The sequence below is a fragment of the Shewanella sp. A32 genome, from assembly GCF_029167175.1.
In the GTDB taxonomy this organism is placed as follows: Bacteria; Pseudomonadota; Gammaproteobacteria; order Enterobacterales; family Shewanellaceae; genus Shewanella; species Shewanella yunxiaonensis.
Genome location: NZ_JARFTS010000014.1, coordinates 36,439 through 56,086 on the forward strand (window position 1 = coordinate 36,439; position 19,648 = coordinate 56,086).

Genomic DNA, 19,648 nt, shown 5'->3' on the forward strand with positions numbered 1-19,648 from the left:
TATGGTAACTATCAAAGATGTTGCCCGGATCGCCGGAGTTTCGACCGCAACCGTGTCGCGTGTTATTCATAATGGCGCTCAGGTCGGAGATGCCTGCCGTGCCAGAGTGAAGAAGGTGATTGCCGAACTGGGTTACCAGCCGAACGCTAATGCACAGGCTTTAGTGAGTAAAACTACCAACACTATTGGCGTAGTAACGCCGCGTCTGTCGATGTCTTTTTTCGGCACGTTAGCCAGTGGTGTTGAAAATGCAGTAAGAGAGAACGGCTACAAGCTGTTGATGGCCAACTCCTTGTATGAAACGCAATCCGAACTCGATGCCATCCAGTCGCTACGACAACACAATTGTCAGGCGATTATCTTGCACAGTGAATATTCTGATGAAGCAACATTAATTCGTTTGGCCGATGAGATCCCAGGGTTGGTGTTGGTGAACCGCTACATCCCACAGATTGCCAACCGCTGTGTCTGGTTAGATAACATTCGTGGTGGTCAATGGGTTACTGAGTATCTGTTGTCCAAAGGCCACCGGCAGTTCGCGGCTATTACCAGCATTTATCAGAACCGTGATCCGGCGGAACGCCTTAAAGGCAGTCGTCAGGCGCTGCTGGAGCGCGGATTGTCGTTATCGCAAGAATTGGTGGCCGAAGGCACTGCTAACATGGAGGGCGGAGAACTGGCGGTGAAGGAGTTACTGGCGCGTGGTCTGCCATTCACCGCATTGCTGGCCTACAATGATTTGATGGCAATCGGCGCTATTCATGCGTTATTTGCTGCAGGTATTCGGGTCCCAGAGGACGTGTCGGTGGTCGGCTTTGATGATCTACCGGTAGCCAGAGCCTGTCGGCCGAGACTGACGACTATGCATTACCCCATTGAAGAGATGGCGGCCTATGCGGTAGACCTAGCCATCAAACTCAGTAATGCAGACTATAAACCAGTAGGACAAACCCATCTGTTCATGCCGCAACTGGTGGAGCGTGATTCAGTCTGCTGTGCAATCCAGTGAACGATGGTTGATATCGCGGTTGGGACATGCAGGTAATATCTGTGATGCACATCGCTCTGGGTAGTGTTTCGTTGTCCTAGTAAAAATACCAAAGCAAATAAAAAGCCCCTCCGGCTTGACCCGGAAGGGCTTTGGTTTAACTGTCGAGGATAGTTACAGTATTAGAGCTCAATGTTAGCAACTGGCTTGGCAGTTGGTACCGCAACACCTGCTTCTGGTTGTGGAGCAATGCTCTTGGGCGCTTGAGGTTTGTGCAACTTCAGCACTTCGCTGGTGTACTCCAGCTCTTGGGTTGTCGCCGCCACGTTGCCATTTAGCTTGGTACCATAGGATGGAATTATCGTTTTCAACTGCGATAACCAAACACCATCAACTTTATCTTTGAATACCTTATTCAGCACATCCAGCATAATGGGTGCCGCAGTTGATGCACCAGGAGATGCGCCTAACAATGCTGCCAAAGTATGATCCTGTGATGCGACGACTTCGGTACCAAACTGCAGCTTTCCGCCTTTCTCCGCATCTTTCTTGATGATCTGTACCCGTTGCCCGGCAGTCCATAGTTTCCAGTCGGCTTTTTTAGCTTCAGGATAGTATTTTTTTAGTTCATTAAAACGGTCGTTATCCGTCTGCAGTACCTGGCCAATCAGGTATTGCACCAGATTGAGGTTGTCCAGTCCCACATGTACCATCGGCATAATGTTTGATGTGGTGGTAGCGCCAAGCAGATCCCATAAAGAACCATTTTTCAGGAATTTAGTTGAGAACGTTGCAAACGGGCCGAACAGGATAACTTCTTTACCATCGATACGACGGGCATCCAGATGTGGTACGGACATAGGTGGTGCACCAACCTCGGCCTGACCGTAGACTTTGGCTAGATGACGTTTCACCACATCAGGATTGTCACAGATGAGGAACTGACCGCCGACAGGGAAGCCACCATAGTTTTTCGCTTCCGGAATACCCGATTTTTGCAGCAATGGTAACGCTGCGCCGCCAGCACCGATAAACACAAATTTAGCGTGCAATTGGTGCAGCTTCTCACCATGGGCCAGATCGGCCACAGTAACGGTCCAGGTCTTATCAGCATTTTGTTTTAAGTCACGCACTTCGGTAGACAGTTGCAGTTGGAAATTGTCTTTAGTCTGCAAACCTGCCACTAGTTGGCGAGTGATTTCACCGTAGTTCACGTCAGTACCGATGACTGAGCGAGTTGCCGCTACCTTTTGCTTAGGATCGCGACCTTCCATAATTAACGGTGCCCACTTACGGATCTGCTCATGATCTTCTGAGTAATCCATACTCTGAAACAGCGTGTTCTTTTGCAGTTCAGCATAACGGGCGCGGAGAAAGTTGACGTTAGTATCACCCCAGACAAAGCTCATGTGGTTTACGCTGCGGATGAAAGATTCAGGATCATGCATCACACCATTGGCGACCTGATAAGCCCAGAATTGGCGACTGATCTGAAACGCTTCGTTGACCTTAATGGCTTTGCTTACGTTGATACTGCCATCTGGCATTTGTGGTGTGTAGTTCAGTTCCATCAACGCTGAATGGCCCGTGCCGGCGTTGTTCCAGCCGTTGGAGCTTTCTTTGGCGACACCGTCCAAGCGCTCGACCATGGTGATATTCCACTCTGGTTCCAGCTCCTGCAGGTATGTGCCCAGCGTTGCGCTCATAATGCCACCACCGATCAGCAGCACATCAACAGGTTTATCCTGCGTCTGTGCGCTGACTGGCAGATTAAAAGTTAAGCTCACCAGTGAGGCAAGCAGAATGACAGCAATCTTTCTCATGGATATTTAGCTCTGTGATTGTGAGTTGGAGCAAAAGAGAGACACTACTCATGGATCAGGTATCTCCCCAAAATCCCCGATAGGGACAGACTAGTTATGGCTGTGAGTGTGATACACATACCAAACATTGAAAAAACGTGCGTAAGTTAACAGTTTTTAATGGTGGCTTATAGGTTTCGATACTAATGAAACTTAAGGCCGTTAAGTCAGTGAGTTTAATGGCGTAAAGCATTAAGACGCAGGTGGTTATGCGGGACTTTTATACGAAAAACAGCTGCAAAAAAATGAAATCAACGGCTAAATAATCAGGTAAGCATAAGTGCTGACGAGGATGGCAAAGAGTTGCTGGTCAGTACCAGCAACTCTTACATAGGCTAGAGTGCGATATCTGCCATGTTGTTCGCAGGCAGCATAAAGCTATGGTCTGGCTCAGGGATATTGATCACTGAACACGGTGCCTGTCGACGTAACTGCAACAGTTGGCTGGTGTATGCCAGTTCGTGCTCTATGGCTTCGATATCACCGTCCAGACGTTTGCCATAGGAGGGAATAATCTGTTGCAGTTTGCTTTGCCATTCAAGGCTGGCAACGCGCTCTGGAAAAACTTTTTTCAAGAGTTGCAACATAATTGGGGCCGCAGTGGAGGCACCGGGCGATGCCCCCAGCAGCGCTGCAATTGTGCCAAGTTCATCGCTGACGACTTCGGTCCCCAGGCGTAAAACACCGCCTTTGTGCGGGTCACGTTTAATGATCTGTACCCGTTGCCCGGCAGTCCACAATTTCCAGTCAGCTTTTACTGCATCGGGATAGTATTGCTTAAGTGCTTCGTAACGATCATCTTCGGACAAACGGACTTGGTTGATGAGATATTTTACCAGATCGAAATTGTCTAATCCGACCCGGATCATCGGCATCAGGTTAGATTTATTAGTAGATTTCAATAGATCCAGCAACGAACCGTTTTTGAGAAAGCGTGTAGAGAAGGTGGCAAAAGGCCCAAACAGCAACACTTTTTTACCTTCCAATACTCGGGTATCAAGATGGGGTACCGACATTGGCGGCGCGCCCACTTCCGCACGGCCATAAACCTTGGCCGAATGCAGTTTTACCACGTCTTCGTTTTCAGTCACTAAAAATTGACCACCGACAGGGAAACCTGCGTAGTCTTTGGCCTGCGGAATGCCTGATTTCTGCAGTAAACGTAAAGCGGCGCCGCCAGCGCCAATAAACACAAAGCGGGCGCGAATTTTACGTTTGTTGGCGTGGTCTTTGGTGTCTGCAACTGTGACCGTCCAGCTGTTATCACTGTTACGTTGCAAATCGCGCACTTCAGTATTCAGCTGTAGATCGAAATTCGGTTTCTTCTGCAATGAGGCAATTAACTGACGTGTGATTTCACCAAAGTTAACATCCGTGCCGTTATCAGTGCGGGTTGCCGCAACTTTCTGACTGGGATCCCTGCCGTGCATAACCAAGGGTGCCCATTTACGGATCTGCTCATGATCCTCAGAGTACTCCATTCCTGAAAATAAAGTACTGGACTGCAGTGCCTGGTAGCGGGCACGCAAGAAATTCACATTCGTGTCTCCCCAGACGAAGCTGATATGCGCTTCACTGTTGATGAACGTATGCGGCTTCTGCAGCACATTCTGGCTTACTTGATAGGCCCAAAACTGACGAGATATCTGAAAGGCTTCGTTGATATCGATAGCTTTCTGGATATTGACAGTACCATCAGCTTGCTGCGGTGTGTAATTCAGTTCCATCAGAGCCGAGTGACCGGTACCGGCATTATTCCAGCCATTGGAACTTTCTTTTGCAACGCCATCAAGGCGTTCAATCATGGTCATTGACCAATTAGGTTCCAGAGTCTGCAGAAAGGTACCCAGGGTGGCACTCATGATGCCGCCGCCGATTAGTAATACATCGACGGGGGTCTCCTCAGTGGCATTAGCCTTGGAGGGGGCTCCGGAACTTACCAAAGGGGTAAGTAGCATTACGGCGATCTATCTCATACTTCCAAGAATAGGTGGCAGGATTCTTTACCTTTCGAAACTTTCTGTCAAGATGCCGAAAAACCAGATAACTCTATAGAGTTACACAGAAAAAAATGCTAACTGATGCGCAAATTTTTGGAAAAAAACGATGTTCAGCATGAAAAAAAGTCGCTTGAAACGATGCTGTCGTCTGCCATGTTTATGCGTTATCTGTGCATCTTAATTTGCGGAAATACACTAACTTAATAGGTGATATAGATCACTTTTTTATCGACTTGTTAGCGCTATGTCATATTAGAAAGTTGATGCTTTTATCGACTTTGTTGTTCAGAACACGATCTCGCTTAATTGTTCGGTTTTTGGTCTATTGGTAATACCAAGAAATTTACATTTCTTTACAAATTTATTGCTGAAAAATTGGCAGCTTCGCTGTTGCCTGTTCTTAATTCACTTAGGATGAAGGTAAGGTCATCTTGACCCACAGGGAAGTCGTCTTATGCAATGGGTAGCTAAATCGTTGACAATAGCAGTGTTGGTCGTGGCAGTGATGTTGTCATTGCATCGATATGACACGCCACTGACAACTAAACATCAAACCGATAAGCAGTTAGCGTCTGCCTTGCAGCGTCAACGGGCACTATATCAGCAGCTTATTGGCATGTTCCGCGAGGACAGCCCTTTATCATCAATAAATCCGCAATTTATGGAACCTGATGCGGCAGTCAATGTATCGCGTTGGCAGCAGTATCGTCAGCTATTTACCCTGTTGTCATTAGATGGGGGAATGCGTGAATGGGGACGGGGCGGGGTCATGTTTATCCGGTCGGTGATGACCATCGCCGGCACTACCAGCACCAAGGGGTATGTATATCGTCCGCAAAATCCATTACCCCAATACGCCGACTTAGATAAAGCGGCGGTAGACCTTCCCGATAATACCGTTGCCTATCATAAAGTCGATGAAAATTGGTATCTGTTTTATCTGAAAAGCCATTAGCCTGTTGCTAAATGAGTTAAGTTTTTGAGTTGCCAATTATGTTAATGGTAAAGAGAACATACCATTTGATCCAAAGTGGTATCGGTTAAAGCCGCCAAGGAGCGCATGATGAAAACATCAAACACGCAAACAATCGCAGGATATCGTGTAACCGAAACCTTAGGGGTGGTAACGGGTAATGTGGTGCGTAGTAAGCACATCGGTCGCGACATTATGGCCGGATTGAAGACCCTCATTGGTGGTGAGATCGTCGGTTATACTGAAATGCTGGCAGAGGCGCGTGAGGAGGCAATGTTGCGCATGTTGGCTCAAGCTGAGAATTTACACGCTGACGCTGTGGTGAATGTGCGTTTTACCACCAGTGCCATCGCACAGGGGATGTCTGAAATGATGGCTTATGGCACGGCAGTAAAACTCGGTATTGAGGGCTGAACTAGTGGTTAGTGCGGTGGACTGGCATTACTTTCTATACTGGCGTTTTGCGCGATAATAATGTGCCGCCAGCATCTTTCGGTAATGTTAGAAAGTCAATCATGGCTAACATCGATAAACCACAGATAAACCATAGTGCTACCCGGAAATCTGCCGCGGTAGCCACGCTACTGCTACTGCCATGTATCATCGCGGCGATCGCTAGCGCTAACGCGCCCACAGCAATGCCTGTGCCGATATTCATCTGCACTAATATCGCTTGTAATGTATTGGCATCACGCATTTTCGCGTTCGGGACATCGGCAAATCCGAGGGTGTTTATGGCGGTAAAGTGCATCGAACGGTTCATGCCGCTGATAAATAGCACTACTGTCATTAACCATTCTGGCGTTGCTTTCGTGAACATGGCCATTGCTGCAAAACCCGCGGACACGAGCAGTCCGTTGACGAGCAGTACCTTCTTAAAACCATAACGATTGAGGATCCACGTCGTAAAGGTTTTCATGCACAAGTTGCCGGCAAACAACCACAATAGCAGCGTGCCTGCTTTCACTGCACTGAAGCTAAATTCTAGCTGAAACATCAGCGGCAGCAAAAAAGGGGCAGAGGCAATCGCTATTCTGAACACTGACCCACCAATTACTGATATGCGAAACGTGGCAATTTGCAATGGGTCAAGATTAAACAGCGGGTTCTGGCAATGCCGTAGGTAATAGGTGGTTACCGCCAGCAGTAAAATCCCCGCGATTAATAGCATCATTGACAGCTGGCTGCTGACATCATTACGGCTACAGGCTTCTATACCAGCCATAAACATACCAAATCCACTACCGCTTAAAATAAAGCCCCATGTATCAAAGGCCATCGGATGATTTTCGAGTGTGGGTATTAAACGCCAAGAGGCGACCAGCGCTATCAATCCGAGCGGTAAATTTAATAGAAAGATCCAATGCCAGCTCCAGTGAGTGGCAATCCAACCTCCCAGCACGGGTCCTAATAATGGTGCCACCAGGGCTGGCCAAGTGTGTATGGCAATGGCATGGACCATACGCTGCTTAGGCATATCCCTGAGAACCACCAAGCGTCCTACCGGGACCATCATAGCGCCGCCAATCCCCTGCAAAATTCTTGCAAGCGTAAATTGCCCCAGGTTATGGCTGGCCGCACATAGTATTGATGCCAGGGTAAAGATACTGATTGCCAACATAAAAATACGTCTGGCACCGAAACGATCTGCTGCCCAACCACTCACAGGGATAAAGATTGTCAACGCTACCAGATACGCTGACACACCCACTGAAAGATGGACAGCAGCAGCGCCAAAATCTCTTGCAATAGCAGGAAGTGCGGTAGTGATTACCGTGGCGTCCAGCATCTCCATAAACATAGTGCCGGCCACCAGTAAGGCGGTGGCCGTCCGTCGATCACACATGAACAAAGTTAATTACCTGCGACTGTCAATTGACTTAACTCTGCTGGTGATAACGGTAATGCCATTGCTTTGGCAAAACTCTTGACGTGGCTGGTTTTGGTGGCACTGGCAATCGGTGCGGTTACGCCATCAGCGGCAATCAACCAGGCCAGAGCGACCTCTGCAGGGGTTGCACCATGCTGTGCTGATACCTCATCCAATGTGGTCAGAATACGCGAACCTTTTTCATTTAAATATTTGCTAATGCCATTGCCGCGAGCACTTTTACCTAAGTCAGCTGCGCTACGATATTTTCCAGACAAAAAGCCAGATGCCAAACTGTAATAGGTCACCACACCAATATTTTTGCGCATACATAAGGCTTGCAACGGCCCTTCGAAACTGCCGCGGTCATACAGATTATATTCGGGCTGTAACACTTGATAGCTGGGTAGATGTTGCGCTTTTGCAATATCCAAGGAAGCCTGCAGCTGATCTGCATTAAGGTTAGATGCACCCACTGAACGAATTTTTCCAGCTTTAAGCAGTTTATCGTAAGCTCCAAGCGTTTCAGCATAACCGACTGTCGGGTCTGGCCAGTGGGAGAAATACAGGTCAATGTAATCTGTTTGTAGACGCTTAAGTGAATCTTCAACCGCCTTAACAATCCAGGTAGCTGACAGACCTTTGTGGCCTGGATGTCCCATATCAGAGCCAACTTTGGTGAAAATTTTCAGTTTATCGCGCATCCCCGGATGAGCTTTCAGCCAACGACCAATGATAGTTTCTGACTCGCCACCTTGGTTATTGGGGGCCCAGGCAGAATAAACGTCTGCGGTGTCGATCGCATCAAAACCTGCGTCTACGAAAGCATCAAGAATCGCAAAACTGGTCTTTTCATCTATGGTCCAGCCAAATACGTTACCGCCAAACACCAGCGGCACAATATTGATTCCGGTAGCACCTAAAGCCACTTTTTTCATCATTTATCTCCTTAACTCGATGATTTGGAGCGGTTCTGGATAACATGTCCGCGAGAAACTCAATAATCAGACTGATCGACATCTCATTAATGGCCATACCACAATGAAATCTGGTCTGTCTTATTAGGAGCCTACTTCAATCGCATCTCAGTGACGGCTCAGACACGTCTGCAGCGCTTTAAGTCGACGCTGGGCGAGCGATTTGTCTTGGGTTATTGTCATACGCTAAACAATGTCATCGACAACACCACCATCCACACGTAATGCCGCGCCACAGGTGGCTGAGGCTAAGGTCGAGCAAACGTATACCACCATATTGGCAACTTCTTCAACGCTGGCAGCCCGTTGAATGATGGAACTGGGTCGATGAGCCATAACAAACTCTTTGGCAAGTGTGTCTATGGACTTTCCAGTTCGGGCCACTTCTTCTGCCATCATGTGTTCGAAACCATCAGAAATGGTGGGGCCAGGAAGCACACTGTTTACTGTGACGCCGCTGCCTGCTACCCGTTTTGCCAGTCCCCGAGCTAGCGCGAGCTGAGCGGTTTTTGACACCCCATAATGCACCATATCGGCAGGGATATTGAGAGCGGATTCTGAAGAGATAAATACCACCCGGCCCCAACCTTGTTGTTGCATAGTTGGCAGATAAGCCCGAGACAAACGTACTCCGGACATCACATTGGTTTGCCAATATTGCTCCCAGGTAGCATCACTGGTTTCAAAGAAATCGTCTGGCCCATAAATCCCGGCGTTGTTAACCAGAATGTCGACCTTGGGCACCTTGTTCACTAATTTTTCGCAGCCATCAGCGGTCGCAAGGTCAGCCGCGACTATTTTAATTTGTGCATTGGGATAGCTTTTTAGCAGGGTATTGCGGGCGGCATTCAAGGTGGCGTCACTGCGACCATTAAGAACAACGGCTGCGCCAGATCCCGCCAACCCTTTGGCAATCGCAAAACCTATACCACTGCTGGAGGCTGTCACCAACGCAGATTTTCCTTCTAATCGGATCTCCATCTTTTATTCCTCTACGTTTATCTGATTATGGTCATTGTAGTTTTGCTACTCACTTGATTAAATGGACACAATCTGAATTCATACTTTCCTAAAGGTTAATAATGGATGGATTAGATGATTTACCAGCACTTAGAGTGTTTGAACGAGTAGTAAGTTTAGGCAGTTTAACTGCGGCGGCGGCAGCGCTGGGATTATCGTTGGCGGCCACCTCAAAGCGGCTGACGAATCTCGAAAAGCGTAGTGGGCTGCAACTGGTGCATCGCAGTACCCGCCGACTTTCAGTAACCCCGGAAGGACAAACGTTATATCAGTACGCAAAACGCATTCTGACTGAGTTACAACAGGCACAGGAAGCCTTGTTAGAACAACAACAGCTTATCTCTGGTAGCCTGCGGATCACTGCCCCCAACAGCTTCGGTCATCGGCATTTGCTACCTTTGATGGGAGAATTTAGTCAAAGCTATCCGCACATTATGTTGCAGCTGGTATTGAGTGATGATGTGAAAGATATGCTGGCAGAACGTTTGGATATCGCGGTGCGCTATGGGACTTTGCCGGATTCGCGCCTGGTTGCCAGAAGGTTGCTCTCGAACAGCCGAATTCTCTGCGCATCCCCTGAGTATGTCAGACAGTTTGGCGTACCCGAAACCCTGGCAGAATTAGTGCAACATCGTTGCATAGTCATTGGTACCCACCGCGACACTGAATGGCGTTTTAATGCTGGTAGTGTTCATGTTTCTGGACATATTTTATGTAACGATGGCGAAGCATGTCATGCGCTGGCACTCAGAGGGTTAGGCATCGTCATGAAGTCATATTGGGATGTCGCGGATGATTTACGCACTGGCCATTTGTTACAACTTTTGCCGCAACTGGCGGTTGCTGACGCGCCGATTAGCCTTGTTTATCCTCGAAGTCAGGATCTGGCACCGCGAGTGAAAGTTTTTATGGATTTTATACAGGAGGCCATGGCTCGGTTAGAGTCTCGTGTAAAGTCGCCCGCAGTATCAACAATCTAAGTCGCCTATTTAAAGCCCTATTTGGCAAAATCTTTACTGCAAAAATTAAGTCACGGATATATCTTGTTACCCAGAAAAATTGATACCAAGAAAGTTGGGGATAGCGGAAGTCACAGTGTAATACAGGCGACCGTATGAAACGTAGAAAATACTCAGTAAATAGCATATGTCAAAAATAATTGATTTTAATGAGTTTTTTCTAATGTTTTTAGGAGCAAAATTTATTTTATGGACACATAATATAAACTGTATGTAAGTATAATTAATTAAATTTTGCTGCTAAATTCAAAAATACATTTATTTTTATGAGATAATTAATCTCGCAAAAAATTTATCTATAAAATTTTTTACAGCGATTTTTTCTTTTATAATTTTGAAATTTCATCAAGCATTAAATATTTTTTTGATATTGAATAAAAATGCTGTAGTGCAATGTAGTAACTACTGATTTTTACTCTATAAAATTCGCTATTTACATTTTTATTAATTGATTTTAATGAATATTTCAACATGACTTCTCTTTTTTTATTACTGGTCTGCACCTGTTTTAAATTCTGCTTATATAATAACCTTTCGCAAAAATGACATAATTAATATCATTATTTGAAATGAATGAAAATTTATCTCAATGGCGACTAAAATCCTAGATCTTCAACTTGTTCGGGAGTAAGGTAAGAACCGTTTTTTAATGATTTCGAAGGTGATGAAATCATTCTCCGTGAAATACGGAGATGTATCAGGAGGTTTTATATATGAGCTATGCAACAGTTAACCCTTATACTGGTGAACTAGTTAAAAAATTCCCAGACGCAACAGATGAACAGGTTGAGCAGGCACTGACTGATGCTCATACCGCGTTTTTGAACTGGCGTGAAACATCATTTGCCCATCGCGGTGAGATCCTGCAGCGTGCTGCTAAAATTTTGCGTGATAATAAACGTAAGTATGCAGAAGTACTGACCTTAGAAATGGGTAAAGTCATCGGCGAAGCCGAGGCTGAAGTGGAGCTGTCTGCCCAGATCCTCGAATATTATGTGAAATATGCTGAAAAGCTGCTGGCTCCGGAAAAATTACCAGTGGCGGACCCAGCAGAAGGTAATGCAACTTTGGTGCATGAACCTCTGGGTACCATTCTGGCTATCGAACCTTGGAACTTCCCTTATTACCAGATCGCCCGTATCTTGGCGCCTCAATTGTCTGCCGGTAATACGGTCATTCTGAAACACGCTTCAAATGTACCTCAGGCCGCCGCAGCGTTTGAAAGTCTGATGCTAGATGCTGGCTTACCTCATGGAGCCTTCCAAAATCTCTACGCTACCCGTTCTCAGATTGAAAAAATTATCAATGATCCACGTGTACATGGTGTGGCATTGACTGGATCTGAAGGTGCTGGTGCAATAGTTGCTGCGCAGGCCGGTAAAGCAATGAAAAAATCCACTCTGGAACTGGGCGGTGCTGATGCGTTCGTCGTTCTGGAAGATGCCGATATGCCAAAAACCGTTAAATGGGCCGTGTTTGGTCGTCATTGGAATGGTGGTCAAGTGTGCGTATCATCTAAGCGAATGATTATCGTAAATAAAGTATATGATCAGTTCTTGAGTCAATATACTGAAGGCGTAGCCGGTTTGAAGGCGGGTGATCCGATGGACCCAACAACAACACTGGCACCTTTGTCATCCCAGTCTGCTGCCGATGAAGTGAAAGAAAAAATTCGTCAGGCAGTCGCTCAGGGGGCAACCGCAACAGAGGTCGGCCCTAAAGTGCCAGAATCCGGAGCATTTGTGCAGCCCACCATTCTGACTAACGTAACTCCCGATAACCCAGCGTTCTACTGGGAGTTCTTCGGCCCTGTATCAATGATCCTGCGCGCTAAAGATGAAGATGATGCAGTGCGCATCGCCAATGATTCACCATTTGGTTTGGGCGGTTCAGTCTTTACCTCCGATCTGAAACGTGGTGAAAAGGTTGCCCATCGTATCTCTACTGGTATGGTATTTGTGAATCACCCAACCATGGTGAAAGCTGATTTACCGTTCGGTGGTATTCGTAATTCAGGTTATGGTCGTGAATTGTTAGGACTGGGTCTGAAAGAGTTCGTGAACCATAAATTGGTAGATGTAGTCGATATCGACGCCCCATTCTAGTGATGGACGATATTGCAGAAGGGTGGCTAAAGGCCACCCTTTTTTATGCTAGTTGTTGTTACAAAATCGATTATCGGCCGTGGCTATTTTCTTGGCATTTTCAAACCAGCCGAAACGTGCACCTGCGCGTTGATCAAATTCACCTACGTACGGTTTGATATCCAGTACTGGCGTGCCATCTAAAAGATCCAAATTACGAATGTGCAATATGTTGTTGTCAATGGACAATAGCTCAACCACAGACAGGCCAATAGGGTTTGGACGACGCGGTGAACGGGTGGCAAACAGTCCTCGCTGATTGTCATCAAGGTACGGCGTTACCTTCATCTGGAAACCGTTACATTGATGCAAGTGACACAACAGCACGATATGAGAAAATCCTTGCAGGTCTTCCAGTCCTTCGAGGAACTGAGGTAAAAGTTCGATATGTCCTTCTGCATTATTAGCGCGAGAAGGTTGCACTGGGGTGCCAGCTTGCTGAAGAAATGGGCTATGAATGATGCCTATGGGAGAATACTCAATTTTCATCCGAAAAATCCTAATGGTGGCGCGGAGAAGCTAAACATCATCATCATGGTAATTTTTCTCCGGAACAACCGACTACATCACAAGTTATCAGGAATCATCAGTCTAATGCGAGCCATAGGCCCACAGCTATCATTAATGCCCCTGATACTCGATTCATCCAACGGATATTGTTGCCGCGACTGAGAAACAGACGTAACCCTTTACCGCCGCTGGCATAGGCCATTAAACAACCAAATTCGGTGAGCATAATAATACCCACCAATGCACTTAGTTGCGGTGCTATTGCCGCATTAGCATCAATAAACGGGGGTAATAGCGAGATCATAAATGCCCAACCCTTGGGATTGGCAATGGCCGTTATAAATCCTTGAGACATTAATGCATACGGGTGCACATTTGGTAGTGTGTTGTTGTCAGCTAAGTGCGCTTTTGCTCGCCACATATTGAACCCGAGCCAGATAAGATAGGCGCCGCCAAGGTATTTTAATCCTTGGAATAACTGAGGATGTTGTAACATCAATGCCGCTACTCCGAGTGCAGAGGCAACTGCAACTAAAGCGACACCTGTTAATTCTCCCAACATCATCCAAAGCGTTCGGCGAACACCTATACTCATCCCCAGTGTCATGGCCAGCGTCATGCACATGCCAGGTGTAGCTGAAACCAGAAAAAATGTCGGAATAAATGCTGCCAGCAGTGAGTAATTTTGCATCTGCAATCGTTGTGAAAACCAAAAGAGCCACTAGTCTAAACTGGTCAGTAGTGGAAACAAGTGCTTTCAGCTTTTGTGGGGCGGGGATTGATGCATTAGCAATTATTAATGAAGATTTTAGCTGAACACGTAAATTCATCATTGTGTGTTGTGACATTTTATGTCATAACACACACGAATTTAATGCACGACGGCGCTTATTGAACCGCTGGTCGGACAAACATGAGGGACGATAGATGAGCAAACGTTGCCATGAGGTAGATTACGAAATCCTTGGCGAAAGTATGCAGCTGGTTGAAGTCGAGCTGGACCCCGGGGAGACTGTTATTGCTGAAGCTGGTGCTATGACATACATGGAAGAGGGCATTAGTTTTGAGGCTAGAATGGGCGATGGTTCTGCACCTGAATCGGGCTTTTTTGGCAAGCTGATGGGCGCAGGCAAACGTATGTTAACTGGCGAAAGTTTGTTTATGACCCATTTCACTAACCAGGGACATGGCAAAAAGCGAGTATCATTTGCGGCGCCGTATCCAGGTACAATTCTCGCAATCGATCTGGATGATGTGGGCGGGGAGCTGATTTTGCAAAAAGACAGCTTTCTTGCGGCTGCGCTAGGCACCCATGTCAGTATGAAGTTCAATCAAAAATTGGGTGCCGGGTTCTTCGGTGGTGAAGGATTTATTCTGCAAAGTCTTAAAGGTGATGGCATGGCATTCATTCATGCTGGTGGTACTTTGATTCGTAAGGAGTTACAGGGAGAAACATTACGAGTCGACACTGGCTGTCTGGTTGGCTTCACGCCAGGTATTGACTATGACATTCAGCGGGCCGGATCTTTGAAGTCGATGTTATTTGGTGGTGAAGGCTTATTTCTGGCCACGTTGCAGGGACACGGTACTGTATGGCTACAGAGCTTGCCATTTTCCCGTATGGCAGACCGTATTATTGCCCATGCGCCATCTATGGGAGGCTCTGACAGAGGTGAGGGGTCGGTACTTGGTGGTATTGGTCGGATGCTGGATGGCCGTTAACTGAAAAACCAAAGCACCGCATAGAGGCGGTGCTTTGGTTTAGCAAGATGCGGTTAATGAGCAAGAATATCGATTATCTGACGGGTCTTTTCCTGGAGCCTAAAGAGGGTTCCGTCAATATTAACCGTTATCAGTCCATTTTTATCTAGCGGTACTACCACTTTGGCGTGACCGTAGATGTCGTTATCCAAAACATCACCCTTGTGATATTTTTTTTGCCATCCCGGTGGTAATGCTTTGCCGCTATTGGCTTTTTTTTGTAATCCTGGTGGTAAGTCATCATGTGATTTCGCTATGGCGGTAAGTGGGTTACCTAGAAATGCCAACGCAGTAGTGCCTATGATTAACGCTTTTGCCATCAAATTCATTTTTCGTCTCCCATTTTCGTTATCCTTTGCCATTCCTCGCAGGTTACTGGTTGAATACTCAGCCTTGAACCTTTTTTTTTCAAATACATTTCGGCAAATGCTGCATCTGCTTTTAGCCGTTTAAGTAATACGAGTGTGCTAAATCGATGTTGGAAGCGGATATCTACCATCAGCCAACGCGGTGTTTCAGGTGTCGATTTAGCATCATAATATTCTGAATGTAGATCCCAAGCACTATCATCGGCATACGCTTCTTTGATGACGGTTGCGATACCTACCTCAGCCGGTTATTTACAGCTGGAATGATAAAACAGAACACCATCGCCTGTTTTCATCTGATCCCGTGTCGTTTCTTGCTTGATAATTACGAATGCCGTGCCAAGCCGTGGTTTAGTTGGGGGCTTGTTGCAGATCATTGATACTGAATTCATTGGGTCCAGATTTCATCAACCCGTAATTCAACTTATATGCTCCTCGGTGATATCAATACCATTTAGCACCTTTTTACCATTGCGGACATCGGCTCTGGTTAACACCATACGGATTGTTAGTGGATTCGACAAATCCTTTATGGACAAATGTAAAATAAATGTTAATTAATCAATTGAAATGTAAATAGTAAGAGGTAAAAAGCGCCACTGCCGTGGCGCTTTTGATCGCAAATCTTAAATCTGCATCATTGTTCGAACGGTTGCGGTTTAGGCGTTTCGGCAGTAGATGGGGGCAAAATCGGCAAGGTAATATGAGGTTGATCACCGGTTAACGTTTTTAAAAAGGCCACCACTTGCGCGTTTTCTTCCGGTGTGAACTGCTGACCTAACTGCACATTGGACATGGTGTTGACTGCTTCTGCTAACGACCAAACACTCCCATCGTGGAAGTAGGGATAAGTCAGCTCAATATTTCTGAGCGTTGGGACTTTAAATACCATTTTATCTGCTTCTTTGCCGGTAACGGCCTTACGACCTTCGGCAGGATTATTAGTATGAAAGGGCTTTATCAGGCCCATTTTCATATACATGGTTCCCCCCACGGCCGGGCCGTTATGGCATGCAACGCAACCGCGATTTTTGAAAATGTTATAGCCAGCCTTGGCGTCGGTGGAAATGGCTTGCTGGTCACCCGCTAAGTATTTATCAAATGGACTATTCGGGGTAACAAGTGTCTTTTCAAAGGCGGCAATGGCATCAGTAATACGAGTAATATCAATCTTATCGTTGCCATATATTTTGACGAATCGTTCACGATAACCGGGCATGGAGGCAACGGTTGTTACGGCAAGTTGGTGAGTAAATCCCATCTCTTTGGGGTTGGCGATGGGGCCGCCTGCTTGCTCTTGCAAATCTTTTGCGCGACCGTCCCAGAATTGTGCCAGCATAAAATCTGCGTTGAGTACGGTAGGCGCATTAATCGGGCCTTGCTGCCAGCGATCACCAATGGAAGTGGGTAATGCATCCACACCACCTGTGGAAAGATTGTGGCAGGAGTTACAAGAAATAAATCCTGATTTTGATAGTCGGGGTTCAAAGTACAACATTTTGCCCAGTTCTACTTTATCTGGGTCGGTAATTTTCACCGGCTGAATGATCTCAATGGGTTCAGCCGCATTGGCTACCTGGTTGCCGATGATGGCTGATAACGCCAACATCAATGCTTGGTATTTCATTTTCAACTCCCTTTAAACTGCCTTATGAAATGTAAGGACATGTCAGGATCATAAATCGTGACGATTGGTGAAGGAAGTGAAAAAGACCTTATGGAACAATATAATTACCTTTATTATCAGTAAATTAATATAATTTTAAGGTTGCTACGCCTGCCGACGAATATGGCCCCCAAGTCTGTGGTGGGCCATCAAAGCATTAACGTGCGGCAACGACTGTTTTGCCGATAGGGGTGAGGCTTAATAGCGCCAGTTTCAGGTGCTGAATGCCAAAAGGGATGCCGATGATGGTGATAAAGCACCCTAATGCATGTGCAATATGACCAATAGCTAACCAGATGCCGAACAGAATAAACCACACAATGTTGCCAATCAGCCCAAGTGGCCCGGTACCAATATCTTCTCGTCCGTATAGCTCGTCACGGCTAACTTGCTCCTGACCAAAAGGCCAAAAGGTCATTTCACCAATGACAAAACAGGCTCTGCCGAAGGGAATACCAATAATGCTGATAAAACAAATAAGTCCCGCAAACCACCAGGCTAGCCCCATCACAAAGCCACCTAATACGAACCAGGCTACATTAAAGATAAATCGCAAAACGGCCATTTTTACTCGCCTCATTATTATTTAAAATATCTGATGGTAGGCTTAGCGATAAATATGCCAAGATTTAAGGTATTGAATTTAATAATATTCTATACTCGCATTTTGTTCGATTGGCGAAATTCACCAATAATTAGGCTTTTGGTTACTATGGTGTTGATCGCGGCATCATCTTACAATGATGGCAAGAAAAATCTGTTTGTTATTTATGCTAATAACCCCATCTTTGCTGGCGCAGACGCCGGTACAACATATCGAGTTTGATGGTTATGATTTCTATGTGAAGCGAGATGACTTGCTGCACCCTGAATTCAGCGGCAATAAGGCCAGAAAATTTCGTTATTTTCTCGACCACGGTTTCCCTGATATCCAACTGCTTATTGGGTACGGTTCGGCGCAGGCCAATTCTTTATACTCAATGGCGGCGTTAGCAAAACTCAAAGGTTGGCAGTTACACTTTTATGTGGATCATCTGCCGCAGTGGTTAGTACAACGTCCACTTGGTAATTATCGTGCGGCTCGATTGTTGGGCGCAGAGATCTTAGCGGTTGCCAATCAGTTGTCTGGCTTGTCTATGGAACAATATTTAGCACAACAGGTATTAGCTGGCACCACCAATACCTTATTCGTGCCGGAGGGCGGCCGCTGCCGTGCAGCCGAATATGGCGTAAGACTATTAGCACAGGAAATTCAACAATGGTCAGAACAACAAAAAGTTGAAGGTTTAAAAGTTTTCTTACCTTCGGGAACCGGTACAACGGCATTATATTTAGCCAAGTATTTTCATGAAATTAACAGTGATATCGAAGTGCTGACCTGTGCCGTGGTTGGCGGTGACCATTATTTATTGCAGCAATTTGCTGGTTTATCTGACGACCGCAGATGCTATCCCAGCGTAATTACGCCGACAAAAAAATATCATTTCGGCAAACTCTATCGAGAGTTCTATCAGATTTGGCAACAATTAAATAAAACGGGAATAACCTTTGAGCTTTTATACGATCCGTTGGGCTGGTTAATGCTGCTTAATTATAAACGACAACATCCGCAGCGGCCGATTATGTATATTCATCAGGGCGGCTTATTAGGAAATGAATCTATGTTGCCGCGATATGCCAGAAAGTATGGTGTGTGTTAACTTAAACTAAGTGATTACGATGCAGTATTTTAAAAGTGCGTAGCGCTAATAACTGCAAATTTTTCAAATCTGCCAAGGTTGGAACTTGTTGGTCAATCATGGACTCCCAGTAACTGGCTTCTGTATCTAATAATTCCAACATTTTTTTGGAACAACCTCGGCAGTCGCCGCCACAAATGGTTGTTTCTGGCAAATCAAATGGGATTTTCAATCTGATCTCTTTTAACATCAGTGTCATTGCATCATGACATTTAGGTTTGCTCAAAATTATTTTTGGTAATCAGTAGCAGAATGGCGTCAGTATAACGCTTTCCTGATTAGTTTAGGTGATGGTGATAAAACTTTTAGGGATTCTCCCATTTGGTCAGGCGTTCATCCTCAATGGGATCCTGCCTGAGCCAAATGTGATACTGCCCGATTGCTGATCTTTGTTATCAGTCCAATCTGCAAAAATGCTTTCGGTAGGTGAGAGGATTAATTACCGAAGGGCGATAACGCGGGGGTTATTTATTAGTACTTACAAGCCATTTCATAAATGAAATGACATCACTACGTTTATCAAAAGTTTGCATTTTTTTGCCTTTCCTGTCGGTGAAGGCAATTGAGTTTTTATTTACGGAGATTGAATCTACAGGGAAGTTTACTGTAATTTCATGTCCATCGATTTTGTATGACATAGGCCACACTCCTTTTTTACTGTAAGCCGCGGGGGCTTTTAAGTTTAACTATAGAATATCCTTAGCTTTTTTAGCGAAAGAACTCGTTGTCTGACAGGTCACTCTAATCACCT

At 45.9% G+C, this 19,648-nt stretch carries 19 protein-coding genes and 1 pseudogene; 7 read left to right on the top strand and 13 right to left on the bottom strand.

Annotation, left to right across the window (positions count from 1 at the left end; translation table 11 throughout):
• Position 1: 1 nt before the first annotated feature.
• The gene (locus tag PY479_RS11380; RefSeq protein ID WP_212596264.1) at positions 2-1,009 is read left to right on the top strand and encodes a LacI family DNA-binding transcriptional regulator; all 1,008 of its coding nucleotides are present in this window, start codon (positions 2-4) and stop codon (positions 1,007-1,009) included.
• 161 nt (positions 1,010-1,170) lie between these two features.
• Here PY479_RS11380 and mqo (PY479_RS11385) read toward each other — a convergent pair whose 3' ends face one another.
• Both mqo (PY479_RS11385) and mqo (PY479_RS11390) read right to left on the bottom strand, forming a co-directional pair.
• A complete protein-coding gene (mqo, locus tag PY479_RS11385) occupies positions 1,171-2,811 on the bottom strand; it encodes a malate dehydrogenase (quinone) (RefSeq protein ID WP_212596265.1) in 1,641 nt (546 codons plus the stop codon).
• A gap of 374 nt (positions 2,812-3,185) precedes the next feature.
• Positions 3,186-4,808: a malate dehydrogenase (quinone) gene (mqo, locus tag PY479_RS11390; RefSeq protein WP_212596266.1), complete on the bottom strand. Its 1,623-nt coding sequence runs from the start codon at positions 4,806-4,808 to the stop codon at positions 3,186-3,188.
• 496 nt (positions 4,809-5,304) lie between these two features.
• On the opposite strand from mqo (PY479_RS11390), the gene PY479_RS11395 reads away from it, so the two are divergent.
• Together PY479_RS11395 and PY479_RS11400 are read left to right on the top strand one after the other, a co-directional pair.
• Positions 5,305-5,805 carry a hypothetical protein gene (locus PY479_RS11395; protein WP_275483824.1) on the top strand — a complete coding sequence of 167 codons (501 nt, stop codon included), beginning with the start codon at positions 5,305-5,307 and terminating at the stop codon, positions 5,803-5,805.
• A 108-nt stretch (positions 5,806-5,913) separates the two neighbouring features.
• Entirely contained in the window at positions 5,914-6,237 is a 324-nt protein-coding gene (locus PY479_RS11400; RefSeq protein WP_212596568.1) for a YbjQ family protein, read from the top strand.
• A gap of 34 nt (positions 6,238-6,271) precedes the next feature.
• Here PY479_RS11400 and PY479_RS11405 read toward each other — a convergent pair whose 3' ends face one another.
• The 3 genes from PY479_RS11405 to PY479_RS11415 form a co-directional block, all read right to left on the bottom strand.
• Positions 6,272-7,669, bottom strand: a complete 1,398-nt coding sequence (locus tag PY479_RS11405; protein ID WP_275483825.1) for an MFS transporter — start codon at positions 7,667-7,669, stop codon at positions 6,272-6,274.
• 8 nt (positions 7,670-7,677) lie between these two features.
• Positions 7,678-8,634: an aldo/keto reductase gene (locus PY479_RS11410; protein WP_275483826.1), complete on the bottom strand. Its 957-nt coding sequence runs from the start codon at positions 8,632-8,634 to the stop codon at positions 7,678-7,680.
• Positions 8,635-8,856: 222 nt separating this feature from the next.
• Complete coding sequence (locus PY479_RS11415) at positions 8,857-9,651, bottom strand: SDR family oxidoreductase (RefSeq protein WP_275483827.1); 795 nt, start codon at positions 9,649-9,651, stop codon at positions 8,857-8,859.
• 101 nt (positions 9,652-9,752) lie between these two features.
• Between PY479_RS11415 and PY479_RS11420 the strand changes: the two genes are divergently transcribed.
• Positions 9,753-10,670, top strand: coding sequence for a LysR family transcriptional regulator (locus tag PY479_RS11420; protein ID WP_212596270.1), 918 nt, complete (start codon positions 9,753-9,755; stop codon positions 10,668-10,670).
• Positions 10,671-11,422: 752 nt separating this feature from the next.
• Positions 11,423-12,814 carry an NAD-dependent succinate-semialdehyde dehydrogenase gene (locus PY479_RS11425; RefSeq protein WP_275483828.1) on the top strand — a complete coding sequence of 464 codons (1,392 nt, stop codon included), beginning with the start codon at positions 11,423-11,425 and terminating at the stop codon, positions 12,812-12,814.
• Positions 12,815-12,862: 48 nt separating this feature from the next.
• On the opposite strand, the gene tsaA is transcribed toward PY479_RS11425, so the two are convergent.
• Positions 12,863-13,342 carry a tRNA (N6-threonylcarbamoyladenosine(37)-N6)-methyltransferase TrmO gene (gene tsaA / locus PY479_RS11430; RefSeq protein WP_212596272.1) on the bottom strand — a complete coding sequence of 160 codons (480 nt, stop codon included), beginning with the start codon at positions 13,340-13,342 and terminating at the stop codon, positions 12,863-12,865.
• 97 nt (positions 13,343-13,439) lie between these two features.
• Positions 13,440-14,054, bottom strand: coding sequence for a LysE family translocator (locus PY479_RS11435; protein ID WP_212596273.1), 615 nt, complete (start codon positions 14,052-14,054; stop codon positions 13,440-13,442).
• A gap of 236 nt (positions 14,055-14,290) precedes the next feature.
• Between PY479_RS11435 and PY479_RS11440 the strand changes: the two genes are divergently transcribed.
• On the top strand, positions 14,291-15,085 hold the full coding sequence (locus tag PY479_RS11440) for a TIGR00266 family protein (RefSeq protein WP_275483829.1): 795 nt from the start codon (positions 14,291-14,293) through the stop codon (positions 15,083-15,085).
• A gap of 53 nt (positions 15,086-15,138) precedes the next feature.
• On the opposite strand, the gene PY479_RS11445 is transcribed toward PY479_RS11440, so the two are convergent.
• The 4 genes and pseudogenes from PY479_RS11445 to PY479_RS11460 all read right to left on the bottom strand — a co-directional run bounded on the left by PY479_RS11445 (position 15,139) and on the right by PY479_RS11460 (position 17,723).
• Positions 15,139-15,453, bottom strand: coding sequence for a hypothetical protein (locus PY479_RS11445; protein WP_212596275.1), 315 nt, complete (start codon positions 15,451-15,453; stop codon positions 15,139-15,141).
• Positions 15,450-15,915: pseudogene (locus PY479_RS11450) on the bottom strand (EVE domain-containing protein). The gene PY479_RS11445 and the pseudogene PY479_RS11450 overlap by 4 nt, the downstream one beginning before the upstream one ends.
• Positions 15,916-16,129: 214 nt before the next feature.
• Positions 16,130-17,119 carry a cytochrome-c peroxidase gene (locus PY479_RS11455; RefSeq protein ID WP_275483830.1) on the bottom strand — a complete coding sequence of 330 codons (990 nt, stop codon included), beginning with the start codon at positions 17,117-17,119 and terminating at the stop codon, positions 16,130-16,132.
• Between the two features lie 196 nt (positions 17,120-17,315).
• The gene (locus PY479_RS11460) at positions 17,316-17,723 is read right to left on the bottom strand and encodes a YccF domain-containing protein (RefSeq protein WP_212596277.1); all 408 of its coding nucleotides are present in this window, start codon (positions 17,721-17,723) and stop codon (positions 17,316-17,318) included.
• A 175-nt stretch (positions 17,724-17,898) separates the two neighbouring features.
• Between PY479_RS11460 and PY479_RS11465 the strand changes: the two genes are divergently transcribed.
• Positions 17,899-18,858 carry a pyridoxal-phosphate dependent enzyme gene (locus PY479_RS11465; protein ID WP_275483831.1) on the top strand — a complete coding sequence of 320 codons (960 nt, stop codon included), beginning with the start codon at positions 17,899-17,901 and terminating at the stop codon, positions 18,856-18,858.
• Position 18,859: 1 nt separating this feature from the next.
• Here PY479_RS11465 and PY479_RS11470 read toward each other — a convergent pair whose 3' ends face one another.
• On the bottom strand, positions 18,860-19,087 hold the full coding sequence (locus PY479_RS11470; protein ID WP_275483832.1) for a hypothetical protein: 228 nt from the start codon (positions 19,085-19,087) through the stop codon (positions 18,860-18,862).
• A gap of 274 nt (positions 19,088-19,361) precedes the next feature.
• Complete coding sequence (locus PY479_RS11475) at positions 19,362-19,535, bottom strand: hypothetical protein (RefSeq protein WP_212596279.1); 174 nt, start codon at positions 19,533-19,535, stop codon at positions 19,362-19,364.
• Positions 19,536-19,648 lie beyond the last annotated feature (113 nt).